This is a genomic window from uncultured Campylobacter sp. (assembly GCF_963517995.1).
In the GTDB taxonomy this organism is placed as follows: Bacteria; Campylobacterota; Campylobacteria; order Campylobacterales; family Campylobacteraceae; genus Campylobacter_A.
Genome location: NZ_CAUQHQ010000004.1, coordinates 24,238 through 42,148 on the forward strand (window position 1 = coordinate 24,238; position 17,911 = coordinate 42,148).

The 17,911-nt window shown below is 44.0% G+C and carries 10 protein-coding genes; 5 read left to right on the forward strand and 5 right to left on the reverse strand.

Annotation, left to right across the window (positions count from 1 at the left end):
• Positions 1–102 precede the first annotated feature (102 nt).
• The 5 genes from RYL88_RS00990 to RYL88_RS01010 all read right to left on the reverse strand — a co-directional run bounded on the left by RYL88_RS00990 (position 103) and on the right by RYL88_RS01010 (position 8,575).
• The gene (locus tag RYL88_RS00990) at positions 103–906 is read right to left on the reverse strand and encodes a M48 family metallopeptidase (RefSeq protein ID WP_314988596.1); all 804 of its coding nucleotides are present in this window, start codon (positions 904–906) and stop codon (positions 103–105) included.
• A gap of 382 nt (positions 907–1,288) precedes the next feature.
• Positions 1,289–1,411 (reverse strand): hypothetical protein, encoded by a 123-nt coding sequence (locus tag RYL88_RS00995; RefSeq protein WP_314988587.1) that lies wholly within the window; start codon positions 1,409–1,411, stop codon positions 1,289–1,291.
• 10 nt (positions 1,412–1,421) lie between these two features.
• A complete protein-coding gene (locus tag RYL88_RS01000) occupies positions 1,422–2,495 on the reverse strand; it encodes a putative transporter (protein WP_314988588.1) in 1,074 nt (357 codons plus the stop codon).
• 428 nt (positions 2,496–2,923) lie between these two features.
• Positions 2,924–5,704, reverse strand: coding sequence for a DUF4214 domain-containing protein (locus RYL88_RS01005; protein ID WP_314988589.1), 2,781 nt, complete (start codon positions 5,702–5,704; stop codon positions 2,924–2,926).
• A 171-nt stretch (positions 5,705–5,875) separates the two neighbouring features.
• A complete protein-coding gene (locus tag RYL88_RS01010) occupies positions 5,876–8,575 on the reverse strand; it encodes a surface array protein (protein ID WP_314988590.1) in 2,700 nt (899 codons plus the stop codon).
• A 255-nt stretch (positions 8,576–8,830) separates the two neighbouring features.
• Between RYL88_RS01010 and RYL88_RS01015 the strand changes: the two genes are divergently transcribed.
• The 5 genes from RYL88_RS01015 (at position 8,831) to RYL88_RS01035 (ending at position 17,636) form a co-directional block, all read left to right on the forward strand.
• The gene (locus RYL88_RS01015; RefSeq protein WP_295144537.1) at positions 8,831–9,943 is read left to right on the forward strand and encodes a SapC family protein; all 1,113 of its coding nucleotides are present in this window, start codon (positions 8,831–8,833) and stop codon (positions 9,941–9,943) included.
• A complete protein-coding gene (locus tag RYL88_RS01020; protein ID WP_314988591.1) occupies positions 9,930–11,663 on the forward strand; it encodes a type I secretion system permease/ATPase in 1,734 nt (577 codons plus the stop codon). Before RYL88_RS01015 ends, RYL88_RS01020 begins: the two co-directional genes overlap by 14 nt.
• On the forward strand, positions 11,664–12,947 hold the full coding sequence (locus RYL88_RS01025; protein ID WP_314988592.1) for an HlyD family type I secretion periplasmic adaptor subunit: 1,284 nt from the start codon (positions 11,664–11,666) through the stop codon (positions 12,945–12,947).
• Complete coding sequence (locus tag RYL88_RS01030) at positions 12,937–14,235, forward strand: TolC family protein (protein WP_314988593.1); 1,299 nt, start codon at positions 12,937–12,939, stop codon at positions 14,233–14,235. The genes RYL88_RS01025 and RYL88_RS01030 overlap by 11 nt, the downstream gene beginning before the upstream one ends.
• 107 nt (positions 14,236–14,342) lie before the next feature.
• A complete protein-coding gene (locus tag RYL88_RS01035; RefSeq protein ID WP_314988594.1) occupies positions 14,343–17,636 on the forward strand; it encodes a DUF4214 domain-containing protein in 3,294 nt (1,097 codons plus the stop codon).
• Positions 17,637–17,911: the final 275 nt, after the last annotated feature.

A 17,911-nucleotide genomic window follows, 5' to 3' on the forward strand; every position in this document is an offset into this window, starting at 1 on the left:
TTTTTGCAGCTCGTCTGTCCGCCTTGCAAGATATAAAAAAACGCCTGCCGCCCCAAACGGCTAGCCGCAAGCGTTTAAAAGAGCCGTTACGCTAGCTAAATTTTACTTTTTGGCTTGCAGATATACCGGCTCTAGCTTGGCCGCGACCTCGCGCAGATCGGCTATACGGCTCTCGTTTGATGGGTGGGTGCTTAGTATCTCGGGCACGCTACCGCCGCTTTTTTTGGACATTTTTACCCAGACGTTTACCGCCTCTTTAGGATCGTAGCCCGCGCGCGCCATCAGCTCCGTACCGATGTGGTCGGCTTCGCGCTCGTGAGAGCGAGAAAACGGTAGCGAGATGGTGTACTGAGCGGCCATATTTATGGCGCCGGTAGCTAGGTCGCCTAGTCCCGCAGCTTGCGAAACGGCGAAAATTCCGACGTTTGTGAGCATATCGGAGCTAGCTTGCTCGCGGCTATGCTCGCGCAATGCGTGCGCGATCTCGTGTCCCATAACCGCGGCTAGCTCGCCGTTTGTTAGCGAGAGGTTTTTGATGATGCCGCTATAAACGACGATGCGGCCGCCCGGCATACACCACGCGTTTATCGTATTTTCGTCAATGACGTTTACTTCCCATTTCCACTTTAGCGCGTCTTCTCTAAAGACCCCGACCTGCGCGATTAGGCGTTTGGCGACGTCTTGCACTCTTTTGGTCATCACGGGGTCGATGTTTAGCGCGCCTTTTTGACGCGCTCCGCTAAGAGTCTGTACGTAGGCTTTGGCTGCGGCTTCGTTCATCTCTTGCTCGCTGACTAGAAACATCTGGCGTCTGTTTTCACCCAGCGCTCCGTCGCTAGTGGAGCTAGTAAAGCAGCCCGTTAGTAGAGTGGCCGCAAATATCGCGGAGAGGATAAATTTTTTCATCATTTTTATTCCTTTTATAAATTTTGGGGTAATTATATATTTAAACTGCTATAAATTCGTAAATAGGCGTTTAAATTTAGCTTAAAATAGGCATAACAATGAAAAGGTCGGATTGGACGGCGGATTTGCTTGCTAAAATTATAAAACTTCGGCGCCGATAAATTCGCGCCCAAATCAAGCGTCCTAGGCGCTTAGTTTGCAAGCGTTTTGGCAAGCGCGCCAAATTTAAGGCAAAGGCGCGCAGGCTAGATGAAAATCCGTCTGAAAAGAAAAAGGCAAAGGTAAAAAGCGGGATTAATCAAGCGTGGTAAATTTACTAATTTGCGCGCTAAATTTATATGTTCGGCCTTACCGCCGCGGGTAAATTTAGCAGCCGAGATATCTAAACCTCGCATCTGGTTAAAACGAAATTTACGCCAAAATCGCCGCCGTAGATAACCTCGCGGATAAGCAAGCCTGGCGTAGTTAAATTTGCTCGCGTAAATTTATGATTTACGCATCGCAAAATGTCGCTGCTAGGCGCTAAACTCTACTAGCGCTAAATATATCGCAAACGCACTCGCCGTGATCGACCAGTAGGCGAAAATATCAAGCCCCAGCCCCTCGTTGTTCTCGTTTTTCGTGCCTTTGTAGCCGATATTTGTTTCAAATTCTTTCAAACGCTTGTGGATGGAGCGTAGCTCGGTGATGGTCGTCCAGTTTCTTATAAATATAGACAAACTCTCGCGCACCTGGGAAAAGGCGTTTACGACTTGCATCATCACGCCTAGCGTTATCGCGCCCGTTAGTACGCTAGGGCCTAGGGCTATGAGCGGAACGATGATCATACTTTGCGAGAAAAAGTATTTCCAAACGTCGAAATATCCATAGTGCAAAAAGAGCCTGCCGAAGTTAAATTTTATCTTTTTAAAAAGCTCTTCTAGCTTGCGCGTATCGCCGTAGTTTTGCTTGTCGTCCTCGGCGTAGACGAGCTCTTTTCTAAATGCGGCTTCGACTTTTTGGTTGTTGTACTCAAGGCCTGGTAGCTTGATGCCTACAAACCACGAGACGACTAGGCCTCCGGCGCTGGTAGCTACCGCGATCCACACGAGCGAACCCGCGACGCCCTCCATAAAAGGCACTTTTACCTGAGCGCTAAGAACCCAGAGTATAGGCACGAAAGCCGCTAGCGTCATGACCGCATCTACTACCGTAACGCCTAAGTCCTCGACTATTTTAGCGAAGCGGTAGATGTCCTCCTGGATACGCTGCGAGCTGCCCTCGACATCGTGCGGCGTCTTTTTCCAGTAGGCGATGTAGCTAAAGGTCATAGCCTCTCGCCACCTAAACGTCCAAACGCGCGTAAAATACGATATCGCCGTACCCAGTAGCACGAAAGGAAACGCTAGCGCGGCAAAAATCTTAATCGCCGTCCAAAAGTCGTCTACCGTGTGGTTTTTGACGTCTTGCAAAATATCGTAGAAGTCCTTGTACCATTCATTTATCGCGACCGTTAGCTGTACTTGCGCGTATGTGCAAGCCAGTATCAAAATCGCTCCCAGATGCGCCCACGCAGCCCATTTTTTACTCGCGAAAAATGACGAAAACATCGATCTGCCTTTTAAATTTGAGATTTGCTAAAAAAGTATAAATTTACTCGCCGAAGGGCAAAATCTTAGTCCGCCGCGATCGCTCTAGGCGGGTCTTGGCTAGTGCCTTGACTGCAAAAATACAAAGTAGTATAACCGCAACCGCGATTTATAAAGCATTCAATTTACCTCCGTTTTGGGGCAAATTTAAGCCTGAGGCTGCGACACTTCGGCTTAACCTCGGGGCAATTATACTAAAAAATACGAAAATCTTCCTGATTTATCTTTTTGCGCGCGGCTTTATCCGTAGCGGCGAAATTTGGAGCAGATAAATTTGAGCTTTGGGTTAAATTTAAATCAAGACAAAATTTGCGCGAAAGGGAAGTTTAAAAACGGAATTTAGAAAATAAAAGAGATAAACCCCGAAAGGTCGGGGTTTATCGCGGAGATTAGAGGGTTATCAGCGTATCGTGTCCGCTTGTGGTGATCGTAGCATTGCTTAGATCGACGGCGCCACTTAGTTTTACGACGTAGTCATCTGAATCGGCTACCGCATTGGCTCCATTTGATTTTACGATATAGGTGTCAGTCGAGTTGGTATCCGGATCTCTATAAGTAAAATATGCCACCTTCTGATCGCCTGCGGCCTTTAGCGCTTCTTTGAAGTTGTTGGCGAAGTCCAAAGAGCCGCTTGTCTCATATTTTACTATTTTGTCTTGGGTTACCGCTGCAGTCGAACCGCCTATCTTTATGGTATCGCCTTTTGTAAAGTCGGTAATAGTAGAAGTTTTAGAAGCGGCAAAGGTTACGGGGTCTATACCTTTATTGATTACGAAGGTATCTTTGCCTGCTCCTCCTGTTACGGTTGTGGCCATTGTGCTGGCAAACGTGATAGTATCGTCTTTTGCTCCGCCTTTAATAACGGCTTTATCTGCTAGATGAGCAGTGCTGTCAAACGTAAATTTACCCTCTAGCGCGCTTGCGTCTAAAGCTTTTATCTTTTTGATATTTGAGCCAAAAATAACTTCAGTATCAGCATCGCCTTTTATGGTTGCATTTGTCAACACGCCCTTTGCGTCCGCAGTAGCATTAAATTTAACCGTATTTTTTACGCCTTCGGTTTTTTCGGTATCTAAATTTGAAGTTATATTGACATTTTCTATGTCGTCTATAACAAAATTGCCGGCATTGTTCAAGCCGACTTTATCGGTACTAGGTGGTGTCACTGTAAATGTTTTCGGATCCAAGACGATGTTTACAGTATCATTTGTGCCCGTGTCCGCATCTTTTACGCCTAGAGTTAGATTCTTGGTTGCAGCTAGAGCCACCTTCTCTAGAGTTATGGTAGAGTTATTGGCTAGTTTTGTTATAGATTTAGACTCTGAGCCGTCTGCTAGAGTGATGTTGGTAAAGCCGCTCCATTTAGACATATCTATGTCGTGAGCTAACGTATTGGATATCTTCAATCCTTCAAAGTTGTTAAATGTCACTTTATCGCCTGCGCCGGTTTCTGCTGTATTTGAAGTTACCGATACTAAGTCTGTTCCGGCTCCGCCGTCGATGGTTTGTTTGTTGGCGGTAGCCGTTAGAGCGACTACGTCGTCTCCGCTACCTAGCTTAAAGGTAGAGTTTTCCGTATTTTTAACGTAAAGCTCTGCAAAATTTCCGGTAAATGCGCTAGCGTCGATATCTTTAAGAGCAGTTTGAGCGCTTAGATCAAGAGTTAAATTTTTAGCGTCTCCGTCGATGACGGCTTTTACTAGCTTAGTGGTCGCGCCGCTATAAGTAAAGAATGCTTTTTTATCGGCTTTTGCGTGTAGAGTTAGATTCTTTGCGTTAGTTGCTACTAGGGCTGCCGTTAATTGAGCGTCGGTACTATTTTCTTTAAATTTATAGTTCATACTAAAATCAACGTTTTCTACATCGGTAGAGATATTAAATGTAGCAAAATCAACATCGGTTACGCTTATTTTAGTAGCTTTAGCTACGGTTGCGGCAGCTGCTAGCTTTAGGCTAGATAGGGTTACCTCTGTAGCTTCGGCTAGCGGGCTTGTTATTGTCAGCGTATTGGCTTTATCGTTTAGATTTACGTTTACCTTGGTAGCTTTTGCCGTATCTATAGTTGTGTTGCCTTTGGCTTTTATTGCGACTTCTTGTACTTTTGCTGCAGTTAGCGTTGCGCCTGCGCCGGCTTCGATAGAGACCTTATCTACTAGTTTATCCGCACTTACGGTTACCGCTGCAGACGATGATTTGGCGGTTATTTCTTTCGTTGCTTCGTTTGCCGTTAGATTAACCACTCCGGTGGTATCGATCGTTACTTTTTCTTTAGTATCCGTAGTGGTAGCTACATTGCCGATAGTTTGGATACTTAGGTTATCTAGGTTCTTATTTATATCGCCAGAGCCGCTAAATGCTACTTCAGATCTGATGTTTAGATTTTCGACATTACTCACGTCTCTCATAGCAGCATTTATATCATTCATAGTGAAGCTGCTGACTGCGCCGTTTTTTAGCACTGTGATATTTAGCGTATCTTTACCGCCTTTAGCGTCAAGCTTGTCTAGAGATGATAATGTAGACGTCTTTGCGCCGTCGCCTGCGTAGTAAACGGCATTAAACGTATCGTCGCCGTCGGTACCGGTGATATCATCGTTATTAACTGTAAAATTTTGGTTAGTACTAGGAGTTTGTCCGCTAGCTAGTTGGTCGACTTTTGCTTTTTGCTCTTCTAAATTTGTATCAGTCGTGCCTCTGATTATAGCTTGAAACGGCTCGTAGTCGTAGGTGCCGTCGTCTCTTTGAGCGATGTCTGCTATCTTTTCGGCCATATATGCGGAAACTTCGGTTTTGTTTCTAAAGATCGCCGCAGCAACCGGAGCCGCCGCTATGGCTTCAGGAGTTTGCGCTACTTCAAAAAGTTTAACTAGGGTTTCGCCTCTTGAGTGTCCGGCTTCTAGGTGGCGTACCCATGACTCGATGCCTGCAGGATCGTCGGCATAGTCTTTACCGAGGAAATTTTTATAGATGTTTGACACAAAGCCTCTATCGGTGTCTATCCTGCCGTTAAAGTACGACTGAACCGCCGGAGAGCGGAGCATATCGTCCGCTAGTTGAGCCTGCGTTTTGGTCGCGCCTGCCGCAAACCACGCGTTTAGACCCGCGCCTTCGGGCGCTCTGTTAAATAATGCCACGTATAGTTGGGCGACTTGTGCTTTTGTTACTGCCATAAAGGCCTCCTTTAAGGTAAGTTGAATTTGGTTAATACCGGGGCGATTATAACATTAAATTTTTGATTATCGGATAACGAGCGCAAAAAGCACGAATTTAGCGCGGCGAGCAGAGCCTCTAGCCCGCCCGCCGCAAGAAAAGAAAGAATAAAATGAGCGTAATATATAAAATTATAGTATTACGTTTCCGTCTGCGTCCGTTTTGGCCGCGCTTAGGTCTTGTACTCCGGATAGCTTGGTCACGTAGTCGTCCGCCGTTACGCCGTCGTTAGCGTCTGAGGAGACTAGATACGTGTTTGACTGATACGTGAAATACGCGGTCTTTGACTCGTGGTCTTTAGCCGCGGCTAGCGCTCTTGCTAGGTTGTTGGCAAAATCTAGCGAGCCGTCGGCCTCGTATTTGTGGATGGAGTTTTTATTTGCTACGGTATTTCCTAGATGTAGCTTGTCGCCTCTAGAAAAATCCGTAACCGAGCTTAGACGATCCGCGCCGAACGTTCCCGCGCCGGTACCTAGCTTGTTTACGTTAAACGTGTCGTTGCCCGCACCTCCCGTTACGCTAGTGCCGCTTAGCGCGTCAAATGTGATCTTATCGTCGGCTAGGCCGCCTTTTATCGTGCCTGCGGCGTCCATCTTGCCCGTAGAGTCAAAGGTAAATTTGCCTTTTAGCGCGCTTGCGTCTACGGTTTTTAGTTTTAGATGGTCGTTTATCTTTAGCTCGGTATTGCCGTCGCCTTTGACGTTTATCGTCGTTAGTTTGGCCTTATCCGCTGCGCTAGCCTTTAAATTTATAACGTTTATCGCGGTTGCGGTTTTGGCGGTATCTTGATTTGAGGTTATATTTACGGTTTCTATGTAGTCTAGGACGAAATTTCCCGTATTGTTTAGTCCGGCAGTTGTGGCTTTTGGATTAAATGCTAAATTTAATACGTCGCTTTCGCCGCTTTGCGCGTCTTTGATTAGAACCGCTACGTCTGCGGTAACGGCTACGGTATCTACCGCTACGGTAGAGCCGTTAGCTAGATTTTTGATCTCAGCCCCCGCGCTAGTGCCGCCTCCTAGAACGACGGAGTTTAGATTCGCCCATTTAGTCATATCGACCGCTCCGTCTAGCGCGTTAGTTATCTTTAAATTTTCAAAATTCGTAAGCGTTAGTTTATTTACGGTCGCTTTTGCTACGGCTGAGGTTACGGCTATAGTGTCGTTGCCCGCGCCGCCGTTTATGCTCTGGACGTTTGCTACGCTATCTACCTCGACCGTATCGTCTCCGCCGCCTAAAGTAGCCGTAGAGTTTGCGACGTTTTTTAGCTTGAGGCTAGAAAATCCGCCTTCAAAAGCGCTTGAATCGAAATTCGTAAGAGCCGTTTGCGCGGAGAGATCCATGGTTAAATTTCTCATGCCGCCGTCTACTTTGACCTTGGTTAGCGACGTGATGTTGCCTACGTCTAGGCTGCCTTCTTTGCCCGCTTTGGCGTGTAAATTTAGCGTTTTTACCTTATCGGCCGCGCTTGAAGAGAGTTTGGCCGTGGCGTGAGCGGAGTCCTGGGCGTAAGACATCGTTAGATCCACGTCTTGTTCGTCGGTTTTTATAGAGTTTGAGCCGAAATTTACGTCCGTTACGTCGATCTTTTTGGCTTTTGCCGCGACTATATCTGAGGCTAGGGCTAAATTTGCCAGCGTTAGCTCGGCAGCGTTCGTATTAGCGTAGGTTAGGGCGTTTGAGTCGCGCTTTAGGTCGATATTTACCTTTTTGATCGCTTCGCCCGTGGTTACGGTCGTAGCCCCGCCCGCTTGGAGTTTTAGGGTTTGGGCTTTAGCGACGTTTACGTTTGCGGTACCGTTTGCCGACACGTCTACTTTAGTAGCTTCGGCGGCGTTTAGCACGACGTTTCCTTGCGACATTATCTGCGTTTCCTTTGCCTGCGCCGCGGTTAGCTCTACGTCGCCAGTGGTGTCTATTTTGACTTTGTTTGAGGTGTCGGTTTCGGTGATTTTAACTTTGTCGATAGTAGAGATGCTTAAATTTTCAAAGCCGTAGTTAAATTTGACGCCGCTTGCGTTAAATTTAACCTCCGAATCGATATTTAAATTTTCGATTTGTTTGACGCCTTTTAGGGCGTTGGTTAGCTCCGTGTCGGTTAGTTCGGTGGAGTTCGTGTTTCTAAGCACGGTTAAATTTAGCGTGTCTTTTCCGGCTCCAGCCTCTACTTTATCTAGCGGAGAGAGCGTTGATTTTCTATCGCCGCTGCCTTGATAATACTTCGCCGTGAAAGTGTCGTCGCCCGCGGTGCCGGTTATATTATCGACGTCTTCGGTTAGGGTTTTGCTTACGCCCGCGCTTGCTAGCGCGTCTACTCTAGCCTTTTGCTCTTCTAAATTCGTAGCGTTAGTCGTGCGGATGATTTCTTGAAACGGAGCGTAGTTATAGCCGCCGTTGCCGTCGCTATCGATGTTTCCGATCTTTTGTGCCATGTATGCGGCGATCGCGGATTTGTTTTCAAATATCCTAGCCGCCGTAGGGTCTGCGGCTCTTGCTTCTGCCGATGCGGCCACCTCAAAGAGTTTAGCCAGCGTCTCGCCTCTTGAGTGTCCGGCCTCTAAATGGCGCACCCACGCGTCTATGCCGCTTGGATCCTGGGAGTAGTCTTTGCCCAGGATATTTTTGTAGATATTTTCTACGTAACCTCTGTTAGTATCGATGCTGCCGTTAAAATACGACTGAACGGCCGGAGAGCGCAGCATATCGTCTGCTAACTGAGCCTGCGTTTTGCTCGCGCCTGCGGCGACCCATGCTCTAAGACCAGCGCCTTCTGGTGCTCTGTTAAATAATGCCACGTAAAGTTGGGCTACTTGTGCTTGCGTAATTGCCATGTCGGCTCCTTAAAAGTGAATTTTAGCTTAAGCGCTAACGTCTAACGAATAAATGTATCGACTATTACGCAAAGTCAATGCAACTATTATAATAGCGATAGACTATTCATCGCATAAATATAAGCAATATCTATTCCAATAATGCCGAAATCTTAAAATAAAAAATTAAATACTCTGGCACTTTTTAATATTTTTTTAAGTATAAAAGGACTACAATCACATTCTTGATGTTTGAGTTACTGGTTAAGGTAAATTTTGGGTAGAGCAATTAGAGAGATAAAATCGGAAATGGTTTTGATAAAACAAAAAGGAAGCTTTTTTAGCGACGAAAGCGAAAAAGAGCTTTACATTGAGATTTTGAACTCTTTGGCTCAAAAGCACGATATGGAGATACTGGGCTACGTTTTGGAGTCCGGTTCCGTATCGCTGTTTTTAAAGTCCTTAAACATACCTAAAATAATGCAGGAACTAAACAGCGCCTTTATACGAAATAGAAACAAAAAAAGAGGCTTCGTTCAAGAAAGCGATATAAAAAGGTACGAGATAAGGAACGTTTTTATAAACGAATTCGAAGACGTCTTGGCATTCTTACAAAAAAGCGGCGGATATACCTTTAAAAATATCGACAAAAATTTAAGCTTAGCAAAAAGAATAGAAATTCAAAATTTTAAAAAAAGGACAGAAATGAAAGTGGTTGCTTTAAATTCAGAAGTACATAAAGGGTTGTCTTATCACCAAGACGAGTTACCGAATTTTCCGTTTGCGGAGATAGTCGCCAGCGAGGCGTTTTTTTGCGATAGGGACTTAGCGATAGTTTTTACCAACGACGTAGTGCCTAAGCTTTTGGTACTGCTAGGCAGAAACGAAAATTTAATCATAGATAAAGACTACAAAGGATACGTACCGGCAATAATGCAAAACTATCCGTTTACGGTAGCTAAGGTAGAAGACCAAACTATCCTTTGCGTCGATGAAGACGCGCCTCAGCTAAAAGGCAAGGGCGAGAAGCTATTTAAGAAGAACGAAGAGCCTAGCGATTTTCTAAAAAATACCATCACGGCTATCCAAAACTATAATGCCGAGCTAGCCGCGACTCAAAAAGCGCTCGAAGAAATCAAAAAGGCCGGAATTTTGATAAACAAAGAGCTAACGGTATCGGACAACGATAAAAAAATAACTCTAATAAAGGGATTTTCGGTCGTAAGCAGAAAGAAGCTAAACGAGCTTGACGACGCGACTTTGGCCGATTTTGCTAGAAAAGGCTATATTAGCTTGATAGACGCGCACATCAGGAGCTTGTCGAATTTGCAAAATTTGGCTGCTAAAATTTTAGAAAACGAGAGCAAAACGGCAAATGAAAATAAATGAACTAAAAGAGAGCATTAAAAAGTCCAAACGCGTAATTATTTACGCGGGACTTTTTAGTATGTTCATAAACGTCTTGATGCTGACCTCGCCTTTATACATGCTTCAGCTCTACGGCAGGGTCGTAACTTCAAGAAGTCTTGATACGTTATTTTTCCTAACCCTTATCGTTATATTTTTGTATCTTTGTATGGCGCTTTTTGAAATTTTACGTTCTAGGATACTCGTAGTATTTTCAAATCAACTCGATCTTAGGCTATCAGAGCGCGTTTATGATGCGATATTTAAGCTCTCGGCCAGGCAGCCGGGCAGAGTCTCGTCTCAGCCGATGAGAGATTTAAATACGATAAAGCAGTACCTTAGCGCAAACGGCGTATTTGCCTTTTTAGACGCTCCTTGGCTACCTTTTTATATCCTTATACTATTTTTCTTTCACCCTTATTTTGGATATTTTAGTATCGTAGCGGCGATTATTTTATTTGCGCTTGCGCTTTTAAACGAGGGCGCGACCAAAGAAGGACTAAAAAGGTCAAACGACGCTTTTAACGCCGAGACTCGCTTCGTGGACTTAAATTTGCGCAACTCCGAAGTCATCCAAGCGATGGGAATGAACGGAAATTTGAAGAAAATTTGGCATAAAAAGCACAACGAATTTTTAGAAGCCCACTCCGAATCTAGCGTAAAGGCCGGAATGTACGCAAATATAAGTAAAGTTTTTCGCGTAGTTTCCCAGTCGCTTATGTTAGGTCTTGGCGCGTATTTAGTCGTTTTACAGGAAGTAAATCCGGGAATGATGATCGCAGGCTCCATCATCATGGGCCGCGCGCTAGCTCCACTTGATATCTTGATCTCAAGCTGGAAAAGCTATAAAAATACGAAAGAAAGCTATGCTAGGCTTTCGCAGTTTTTAGAGGATTTCCCGGCGGATAACGAAAAGCTTAAACTTCCTGATCCGCAGGGCGATATATTTTTAGAAAGCATAAGCCTAGTGCCGCCTCACGGCAAAGCGCCTACTTTGATGGGGATAAATTTCGAACTAAAAAGCGGCGATATGTGCGCTATCATCGGTCCAAGCGCGGCGGGCAAAAGCTCGCTTGCTAGAGCGATGCTGGGCGTTTGGCCGGTATTTCACGGCGTAGTGCGTATAGACGGAGCCGATATCACGCAGTATAACAGCGATCATTTAGGACGGTTTGTCGGATATTTGCCGCAAGACGTCGAGCTTTTTGAAGGAAATATCGCCGAAAATATCGCGAGATTCGGCGAACTTGACAGCGAAGCGATCGTTCGCGCGGCAAAGCTAGCCAACGTCCACGATATGATATTAAATTTACCCGACGGCTACGAAACTAAAATCGGTATCGGCGGCGCGAGCCTAAGCGGCGGCCAGCGTCAAAGAGTCGCTCTAGCTAGAGCGCTTTATAAAGAGCCTAAGATAATCGTGCTAGACGAGCCTAACGCCAGCCTTGACGAGGAGGGCGAGAGAGCGCTTTTTGCCGCGCTTTCCAGCATGAAAGGCAAAGCTACTATCGTGCTAATAACCCATAAGCTAAATATCTTAAATTTAGTGGATAAAATCGCGGTATTAAACGGTGGTAGATTGATGTATTTCGGAGCCAGAGACGCCGTACTAGCCGAGCTTAACAAAGCCAACGCGCAACAAGCTCAAGTGCAGCAAAAACAAAACCGCCCAAGCATAAGCCTTGACGATTCGGAGGAATAAATGATACTTAAGAGTGAAAAAGGCACGGTAAATTTCGGCATTTTCGTTATATTTATGCTCGTGGGAGTTTTTGGGATATGGCTAGGTATGGCGCCCCTAAATAGCGCTGCGGTAGCCGTAGGCAAGATAAACGTCGTAAGTAACAAAAAGATTATCCAGCACTTAGAAGGCGGCGTCGTAGATAAAATTTTCGTCAAAGACGGAGACGTAGTCAAAGCAGGCGATCCGCTAGTGGAGATAAAAAACGCCGCATTGCAAAGCGAGATAGGTATCGTTAGAGCCGATTATCTACGCACTAGCGCCATAGTTTCTAGACTAGAAGCGCAAAAAGACGATGCTAGCGAGATCAAATTTAGCGACGATATAAAGCAAATAAGCGGCTATGAAGAGGTCGCTAACGGCCAGATTAGTATATTTAACGAGCAAAAAAAGCTGCTCGATAACGAAAAAACTATCTTAAAACAGCGCATAAAGCAGCTGGAAAATCAAATCCAGGGCGCAAAAGCCATTATGAGCGCCAAAAAAGACCGTATCGCTTCTTTAAATGAAGAGATAAGGGAGTGGGAAAGGCTTTTTAAAGAGCAATTAGCCGATAAGGTCAGACTGCGCGACCTAAATAGAGAAAAAACCGCGGTTGAGGGCGAACTAGCCGCAGGTACCGCCGAGATCGCAAGGCTAGGCGTCCAGATAAACGAGACGCAAGGGCAGATAGCTCTAAGAGATAGGAGCTTTAAAGAAGATATCCTAAAAAAACTCGAAGACGCTAAAATTCGCCTCGTAGACTTGGAGCAGCGATATAATGCGCTAAAAGACCAATCCGAGCGCACCATCGTAAAATCTCCGGTAGAAGGTAGCGTCGTAGAGCTAGCGTTTCATACTATCGGCGGAGTTATAAGGCCGGGCGAGAGGATCATGAGCATAGTGCCAGACGATACCGACTACGTCGTAGAAGCTAAGCTAAACGTAGTGGATATCGATACCGTGCATGTAGGACAGCTTGCCGACATTAGATTTAGCGCGTTTCAGCATAAACCGAGCTTTGTTATGGAAGGCAAAATTACGTACGTATCGGCAGATAGCGTTCAGGATAGTGCCGGACACTCTTATTACGATATAAAAGCCGAGCTCACGCCGGAGGGCATGAAAGAATTTGACAGAAACGAGTTTTTTATCGTGCCGGGTATGCCTGTAGAGGTGATGATAAAGACCGGCGACAGAACTATGCTGGAGTATATCTTAAAACCATTCATAGATATGTTTAAAAGGGCGTTTAATGAAGACTAAAATTTTACTTTCCGCCTTATTGGCTTCAAATTTTGCTTTGGCTCAAAGCGTCAGCCTCTCTGAAGCCTACGAGATGGCGTTAGAAAATAATAACGAAGTAAAGATGAATATGTATAACAACATAGCCTCTCAGGAGAGACTCTCTCAAGCTACGGCTATGTTTTTGCCTACCATTAACGCTGAGGCGTCTTATATAGGCGAAAAATACGACAGGATGGATAGACGCAGAGTATCTAAAATAAACGAAAGCTATAAAAAAGTAGGCGTTAGCCTTAGCCAAAGCGTTTTTAGACCCGCCATCTGGTATCAAAGAAACCAAGAGGAAATCAGAGTAAGAGGCAACGAACTCGTCTATGAAAACGCTAAGCAAGAGCTAGCCAAAAAGGTCGTAGAGGCGTATTTTAACTATACTTTCGCCTCTGAGACGCTAGCTCTAGCGCAAAGCTACGAGGAGGCCAATCGCGCTAAATTTAACCAGATGCAAAAGTCTTTGGAATTCGGTCTGGTAAATAAAATGGATATGCTAGAGTCCAAAGTAAGACTGGACGAAGCGATGCTAGGCGTAAACAAAGCCAAGCTAAATATCGAGGTGGCAAAACTGGAGCTAACGAAACTCGTCGGGCAAGAGGTCGAGGTCAAAGATAGCTTTAAAAATATCGATACCGAGTTTTTTAAAAGTATAAATTTAGCCCAGTTTGGCGACGTGGCTAGAAATTTCAAATACAAAGACAGCGTACTTGCGGTTGAAATTTCCGAGCAAGAGTATAAAAAACGAAAAAGCGAGCATCTACCGACGCTTGATTTTAGTATCAGCTACTCAAATTTATATTACGACGACAACGACTATTCGGGCGATAGGCGCAGAAAGCTAGATACTATGCTTAGATTTACTCTGCCTTTATATACAGGCGGGTCTACCAGCTCGCGGGTCGAGGAGGGCAAGCTGTTAAATTTAGCTAGCATCGAGCAGCAAAAAGATATAAAAAAAGAGATAGAAATCAGCCAAAAAAAAGCAATCAACAACTATCTTAACTATATCGATGAGTGCGAGCTAATGCATAGGTCGCTACAAAATGCCGAACTTTACGAAAAATCGATAGAAAGAGGCTACGAAGAGGGTCTAAAAGACGCCGTAAATTTATTCGACGCGCGCGCTAGAGTGTTTAAAACCAGAAACGAAGCGCTAACGGCGGCTTATAATCTCGTGCTTTCTTATCTGGAGATACAGTGGCTAAACTCAAACATTTCAGTCGAAATGATGAGAGACCTTCAAAGAGCGTTTAAGTAAAATTTGTTTTTATTTTTGCGTTTTAAACCGTTTTTATGATATAATTAGCGACAGTATTCTGTAAAGATACCCAAAAACTCAAGAAAAACATTAAAAAGGAGTCCTTAATGGCAGTAACACAAGCGCAAGTCGCGCAACTTTACGTAGCGTTATTTAACCGCGCTCCCGAGGGAGACGGCTTTAACGCATGGGTTAGAGCTGGAGCGAATAAAACGCAAGCTCAAATAGCGCAAGAGATGCTAAATTCCGATGCGGCTAGATCCTACTATAACGGCAGAATCAATCAAGATAAAGATTTTGTCGAAATGCTTTATAAAAATATCCTAGGCAAGGATTACTCGCAAGACCCAAGCGGTATAGACGCATGGGTTAGACACATCCAAGCCGGCAACTCAAGAGGCGACACTATCGTAAAATTGTTTGAGGTGGCTACTTCGGCGGAAGCTAGAGCGGCTGACCCGGTTGCTGCGGCGACTTTTGCAAATAAAACCGAAATTTCAGCCTACATGGCGCAAAAAATTTCTCAAATAGCTCAAGATAATAGCGGCAATTACGATTATACTCCTTTTCAAGAGATTATCAGAACTACGAACTCTACGAATTTAACCGAGCAAAAAGCTAGAGTAGATCAGCTGGCAAACACCGCTTATCATACTCTAACTACCGGCGAAGATACCGTAAACGGTACTACGAAGGCGGATGTCATAAACGGCGTTATAAGCTCAGTGGTTTCTCAAAATACGTTTAATCCTGAAGATAAAATCGACGGCGGTTCTGGCGAAGATACGCTAAATGCGGATATGACTACAAATTTTAACGGATTTTCCGGCGGATATTTGAGAAACGTAGAAAATCTAAATTTAACTAACAATAGCGGCACTAGAAAGGTATTTAATGCTGAAGGCGTAGAAGGCTTAAGAAAAGTAAATATCGGCGGAGATAGCGCGACTAGAGTTATAAATTTAGCCAACATCGTCGATCTAAGTGCTGCAAACGTAAAATCAGGCGATATACTTCTGACCTACAACCCTGCTATAATCGCAGGCTCTAACGACGAGCAAAATCTCACTTTAGACAACGTAGGCGCAGCTACCGCCGAGGGTATGATGTCAAATTCTATTGTTACAACATTTAGCGGCATCGAAAAGCTAAACATTACTACTAAAGGCTCTGCAAGCTATATAAGCGGCGTTAGCAATAAAAATATAGTCGTAAAAGGCGATGCGGCTCTAGATATAGCTCTAGCAGGCACTAAAGCCGCACCTAACGGTGTTACTACAAATTTTGACGCATCAGCCTTAAATGCAAACCTATCGGCTGATTTAGTCGGCGGATATACTACTTTAGAGGATGTAAAAGGCGGTAAGGGTAATGATACCTTCAAGGCCAATATCAATAGCGCAAGCGTAGGTATATTTAAAGTAAACGGCGGCGACGGTAACGATACTCTCGAATTTAACGATTTAGACGGCGGACTTAATACTGCTAGAAAACTAGAAAGTACTTCTATTGAGAATTTAATATTTAAAAATTCTGAGATAACAACTAGCGTTCCTGCTGTTTTAGACCTTGAGAAATCTCCGGATGTAACAAGCTTAACGGTAGGCTTGAAAGATACGATGAGCAATAAAAGTTTGAACGTCATAAATTCAGCTAATCTTAAAACCCTTAATGTTTTAACAAGTACCGGAACAGGTAATAAAATCACTATAGACACTGCAAATTTAAATGCCGTCAACTACACTAACGAAATTGATACGGACAGTAAGCTAGTTAGCGTCACGGCAGCTAATGCTACGAAACTAGACGTAAGTTTAAAAGGTATTATCTCTGGAACGGGTACGATAAAAGCAGATAAAGCTACTGCTCTTACGCTTACTATGGATTCAAAAGACGTCGGCGGTAAAAATTTAAGCTTTGATGCACCATTAGCTACATCTATGAAGGTAACTACGACACAAGCAGATAGCGTATTTGATTCCACAGCAAATAAGCTAAAAGCCCTTAAGACATTGGATGTAACCACTGCAGGTAAGTTTAAGCTAAGCAATACCGCTACCGAAGATCACTTTGCGACTCTTTCGACTATAAATTTAAAGGGTACTAACGAAAAGTCATCTGCTACCGTAGTTGCAGGTATTCAGTCCTCAGATAATACTCACAGAAGTACGTCTATTCAGGATATAAATTTAACGGCTGATCATCTGCAAGCTACTATAGAGGCTCATAACTATCAGTCCTTACATGCTACGCTAAATACTCAAGGCACTATCAACGTGTCATTAAATAATGATACTCGCGGTGAAGTTGAGATAGATACTAGTAATGCGGGAACTTTAAATATCGAAAACAATAGCGCAAATATCCAGCACTTAAAACTATCATCTACTCTTGACTATACCGATGCGACTGATAGCGTGATCGTAAAAGGCGGTACGGCGCATAAGGTAACTATCGGAAATATAGCTGCAAACAAAATAGATATAGATCTCGGTCAAACCCTTGGAGTGACATCGTTTGTTGACAATGGTCCAGCTTGGTTAACCGCAAACGACATAAAGCTAAAAATTTCTTACATAACAGGAACGAACGAGGCTCCTATAGATCTAAGAATAGCTGGCGGTAGAGATTTTAAAGCAGACATTACAGGTTCGGTAAAAAATGATACTATCAATATAACAAAAACAAATAGTATAGTCGGTGTCGAAAATATTAAAGTTAGCGGCGATCTTGGGGCCGGATATGACGAGTACACTCTAAATACTAGCAATACCGGCGATAGCCTAAGAACCATTGATTTAAGCGGTCTTAGAAATGTAGAAAAAGGTACTATAACCTTAGATGCTCTTAACGCGAAAAATTTGATCTCTCTTAAAGCTACCGGTGGCGAAGATACCGTTACTTTGCGGGATAATATGCTTTCGGAGACTACTATTAGAAATCTAGATATAGATCTCGGCGCAGGCGATGATAAGATTACATTCGGTACTCTAACTGCGAGTAAAACAATTACCGTAAAAGGTGGAGCGGGCGGCGACGAATTCGTTGTAACTAATGCAAAGACCGATGCTGACGCTAGCAAATATGTAGTAATTAGCGATGCTTCTAGTGGCGATAAGATTAAATTTGGATCGGTTAGCGGTATCCAGAAAATAGCTGATAGCGTAGTAAGAGACAAAACTACTCTTAAAGAAGCTATTAATGCTGTCTTATCCACGCACGATGAAGCCGGTAAGGTATATTACTTCACTTATGGCAACGACACCTATGTAGTTCATAATGCTGCTACTAGTTCTAATGCGCTAACTACTGATGACCACCTTGTAAAGCTAGCTGGCGTCAGAGCGGATGATATCATAGCTACATATGATACCACTCAAGGAACATTTAATATCAACTGATATTAGTTTTTATATATTTATCTCCCGACTTATCTCGGGAGATTTTTCTCTTTTGATTTAGTCTTAAATTTTGCTATTTTACATTATAGTCTTAGCAATCTAACCCAACTCTTGCACTAGTTTTTACTCCACCTTTAAACAAATTTTATTTTTTATGCTATAATTGCACCCAATCTATAAAAAATATTTAAATTTAAATTACGATTAAAGGAGTCCCTAAATGGCAGTAACTCAAGCGCAAGTAGCTCAGCTCTACGTAGCGTTGTTTAATAGAG